The 4,144-nt window shown below is 75.4% G+C and carries 4 protein-coding genes; 2 read left to right on the plus strand and 2 right to left on the minus strand.

Annotated elements, in window-relative coordinates; genetic code table 11:
- Window positions 1-221 (minus strand): hypothetical protein (locus R7226_RS31015; RefSeq protein WP_318601416.1); only part of this gene is annotated, 221 nt, incomplete at its 3' end.
- Window positions 222-301: 80 nt separating this feature from the next.
- Here R7226_RS31015 and R7226_RS31020 point away from each other — a divergent pair.
- A complete protein-coding gene (locus R7226_RS31020) occupies window positions 302-1,513 on the plus strand; it encodes a glycosyltransferase (protein WP_318601417.1) in 1,212 nt (403 codons plus the stop codon).
- Complete coding sequence (locus tag R7226_RS31025; RefSeq protein ID WP_318601418.1) at window positions 1,510-2,070, plus strand: hypothetical protein; 561 nt, start codon at window positions 1,510-1,512, stop codon at window positions 2,068-2,070. The genes R7226_RS31020 and R7226_RS31025 overlap by 4 nt, the downstream gene beginning before the upstream one ends.
- Before the next feature lie 97 nt (window positions 2,071-2,167).
- Here R7226_RS31025 and R7226_RS31030 read toward each other — a convergent pair.
- Window positions 2,168-4,144, minus strand: a 1,977-nt coding sequence (locus tag R7226_RS31030; protein WP_318601419.1) for a S8 family serine peptidase, incomplete at its 5' end; no start/stop codon positions are given.

Here is a 4,144-nt window from a genome sequence, read left to right on the forward strand (position 1 = left end):
GTCGCGGCGGGCGGCTCGGCAGGCGGCTCCGCCGTCGCGCCGGCCGCCTCCGCGGGCGCCTCCGCCATCTCGGCGGCCGCGGTGCTCGGCCGGATCGCGGTCGCGTCGCGCGCGACCGCGGGCGTGGGCGTGCTGGCGGCGTCCTCGCCGTCGGACTCGCCCACGCCGCCGCACGCGGCGAGGATGCTGGCGAGCACGAGGGCGACGAGCGGAAGGCGCATGCGGTCTCGTCCACGATCGTACTCCGAACCGTCGCTGACGCACATGAAATCGGTGTGGATCGAGGCGGCATGATGGGCGCGTGCGCGTCCTGCTGACCTTCGCGGGCGGTCGCGGCCATGCCGGTCCGCTGCTGCCGCTCGCCCGTGCGCTGCGCGCCGCCGGCCACGCCGTCGCGTTCAACGGCCGCGCCACGGTCGTCGCGGAGCTGTCCGACCTCGGCGAGCCGCTCCCCGACGCGGACGACGCCGGCTCCGAGCCGATCGCGATCGCGCCCTTGCTGGCGCCGGATGCCGCGCGCGAGGACGCGGTCCTGCGCGACGGCTTCGCCGGCGCGGTCGCGCGGCGGCGGGCCGGCAGCGTGCACGCCCTGTGCGAGCGGTGGACGCCCGACCTGATCGTGCGCGACGAGCTGGATTTCGGCGCGCTCGTCGCCGCCGAGGCGCGCGGCCTCCCCCACGCGACGGTCCTCGTCAGCGCGAGCGGCGCCTTCGTGCGGCCGCCGCTGGTCGCGCCGCCGCTCGACGCGCTGCGCGCGGACTACGGCCTGGCGCCGGACCCGAGCCTGACGGCGCCCGCCCGCCACCTCGTGCTGTCGCCCTCCCCGCCGCGCTTCCGCGACCCCGCCTTCCCGCTGCCGGCGACCGCGCTCGCGTTTCGCAGCGGCCCCGGCGGGGAGCCCGGCGGCGCCGCGCGTCGCGGTCGCGGCTCCGACGACGAGCCCGCACCGCCCTGGCCCGTCGCCATCCCCGGGGCTCCGACCGTCTACGCGACGCTCGGGACGATCTTCAACGCCGAGTCGGGCGACCTCTTCGCGCGCCTGCTCGAAGGGCTGCGCGCGCTGCCGCTCAACGTCGTCGTGACCGTCGGCAGAGCGCTCGACCCCGCGGGCTTCGGACCGCAGCCTCCGCACGTGCGGATCGAACGGCACCTGCCGCAGGCGCGCGTGCTCACCCGCTGCGACCTCGTCGTCAGCCACGGCGGATCGGGGACGGTCGTCGACGCGCTCGCCGCCGGGCTGCCGTCGCTGCTGCTGCCGCTCGGCGCCGACCAGCTGCTCAACGCCGCCCGCTGCGAGGCGCTCGGGGTCGGCGTCGCGCTCGACGTCGTGAACGCCACGCCGCAGGCGATCGGCGCCGCGGCGACCCGCCTGCTGGACGACCGCGCGACAGCCGCGGCGGCGCGCGCGTTCGCGTTGGAGATCGGCGCGCTGCCGGGCCCGGACGCGTGCGTGCCAGCGCTGGAGGAGATCGCTTCCGCAGGCGCCGCCGCGGGTGGTACGGTCGCTCCATGATCAGGTGCACGTCTCTCCTCGCTGCCGCGGCGGTCGCCTTCGCGGCACTCACCGCCGGCGCGCACGCCGGCGCCCCCGACGGGTCGGCCGCGGCGACGCCGACGCTGCTGCGGCTCGACGGGATCGGCCCACTCAGACTCGGGATGACGCGCGCCGCGGCGCTCAGAACGAGATGGCTCTCCAACCGCGGCACCGGCTGCGAGCTGGGCGGTACGCCGCTGCCGATCACCTACCAGCTGCGTGGTCCCTCGGCACCGGCCGGGATCGTCGGCACGGCGGAGTTCAAGAACAACAGACTGCGCAACCTCGCCTTCCGCAGAGGCGTGCGGACGGCGACCGGCGTCGTCGTCGCCAGCACGACCGCGCGCGGCATGGTCAACCGCTACAGAGATGCCGGCTTCGCCGCCAGAGCGCAGTTCATCGACGTCTTCCAGGGCACGTTCGTGACTGTCAGAAGAGGCGGCAGACAGGTGATCAGCGGCTTCGCCAGAGGCAGAACGACCGCGAGACGGCCGATCTTCACGCTCGCGATCCCGTACGTGCCGACCTGCGAGTGATGGGGCTTCGCCGAGGAGGTTCCACGGCGGCGCTCCGAGCTGAGCAGCGCTGATGGGAACCTCCGAGGCGCGTTGAGGCGCCGCGCGGGCGGCCTGGCTATCCCCGCGCTCTGCCCGGCAGCCGCAGCACGATCGTCGCGGCTGTCGTGCCGCGCTGGCCGCCGCCGAAGCTCGCCGTCAGCGCCAGCCGCGCGCGCAGGCGGCGCGATCTCGCCGCTCTCGCCGCCGCGACCGCCGCGCGGCCGCGTCTGGTCAGCCGCAGCGTCAGCGTTCTGCGCGCGCCCGGCGCGAGCGTCACCGTCGCCGCGCGCGCCAGCAGCGTGCGCGCGACCGCTCTGCGCCCCGTCGCCGTCGCGCTCAGCGTCGCGCCGACGCGGCAGCCGCCGGCGACCGCCGGGCAGGCGACCGGGATCGTGATGCGACCGGCGCGTGAGAGCGCGAAGCTGCGCGGCGTCACCGCTGCCACCCGCACGCGCGTTCTCGCCGTCGCCTGCGGGAGGCCGGCCGGCGGCGCGGGCGGGGCCGGCGGCGTGGGCGGCACCGCCACGGGCGCGACCGCGATCGTCAGCGTCTGCGCGCCGCCGGGCTCGAGCCCGTTCGACGCCGCGAGCTGGACGGCGTAGGTGCCGTTGGCGGTCGCGGCCGGCGTGCCGGCGACCGTCGCGGTGCCGTTGCCGTTGTCTCTGAACGCGACGCCGGCCGGCAGCGTGCCGGCGAGCGTCAGCGACGGCGCCGGCGCGCCGCTGGTCGTGACCGTGAAGCTGCCCGGCTGGCCGGCGGTGAAGCCGACGCTCGCGCCGCTCGTGACCGCCGGAGCGCTGACGCCGGAGCAGAGACCGCTCTGCAGCCGGCTGCCGACGGGCGTGCCGAGGCCGCTGGCCATGTCGTAGCCGGGCGCCGCCGGAAACAGCCCTCTGTTGACGCCGAGGTAGTCGTTGTCGCCGATCGTCACGTCGTTGAACGCGCCGAGCGTGGTGCGCGCGAACTGGTAGAGCGCCGGGTTGAGGAAGCCGACGCGGCCGCCATTGGCGACGCAGCCGGGCGAGCGCGTGATCAACGTCGTGACCGCCGCCCACAGCGGCGTCGCGGCGGAGGTGCCGCCGTCGACGACGAAGTCGCCTCTGTGGATGATCACGTAGCCGGTGTCGGGGTCGGCGAGCGCGGAGACGTCGGGCACCTGACGGCAGTATGCCTGGACGAACATGCACGCCTGCGCGGAGTCCGAGTCGGGGCCGATCACGCCGGGGCCGGCCTGATAGGTCGGCATCGGCCAGTTGATCGACTGGCCGCCGCCGCCCGCGCCGTCTCTGGTCGTGTCGCCGTCGTTCCAGACATGCTCGACCGGCGGGTCGCCCGCCGACAGCAGCGAGGTGCCGCCGACCCCGGTCACGGTCGGCTGGCTGGCCGGGTCGTCGACGGCCAGCTCGGTCTGCGTCGGGTTGTTGATCGGGTCGTAGCAGTCGGTCGAGCCGTCGTCACCGGCCGCGGAGAGGATCGTCTGCCCCTGCGCCGCCATCTGCTGGAAGATCGTCGACTCGGCGAGGACGGTGTTCTGGTCCATGAACGGCTCGCACGAGCCCCAGCTGGTGCTGACGACCTGCGCGAGGTTGTCGTCGGCGATTCTCGCGTAGACGTCGGGGCTGCCGTCGTTGGGACCCTGGTAGACGAGGATCTCCGCCTCCGGCACCAGGGCCGTCAGGATCTCGATGTCGAGCGCCGCCTCGCCGATCTGCGCGCTGCCGGGGCCGCCGTTGACGTCGATGTTCGTGATGCTCGTGTCAGTCCCGTAGCAGTCCTGGAACTGCTGGATGTCTCTCGGCGTGTACGGCTCGTACTCGACCAGCGCGACGGTCGCGCCGGCGCCGCCGTTGCCGGCCGCGTAGAAGCCAGCGAGGTCGTAGGCGCCGGCGATCTCGTTCATCGTGTAGACGCCGTATCTCCGCGCCACGTCGGCGATCTCCTGGCACGGCTGCGGCGGCGCGGAGCCCGGCGCGAGGCGGGCCGCGGCGGCGGCCGAGCTGCCGCCGGCCCGCGTGAGCGGCGCGACCGGCCCGACGTTGCGCCCGAGCGCGCG

It is taken from the genome of Conexibacter stalactiti (genome assembly GCF_033542075.1).
GTDB classification, from domain to species: domain Bacteria; phylum Actinomycetota; class Thermoleophilia; order Solirubrobacterales; family Solirubrobacteraceae; genus Conexibacter; species Conexibacter stalactiti.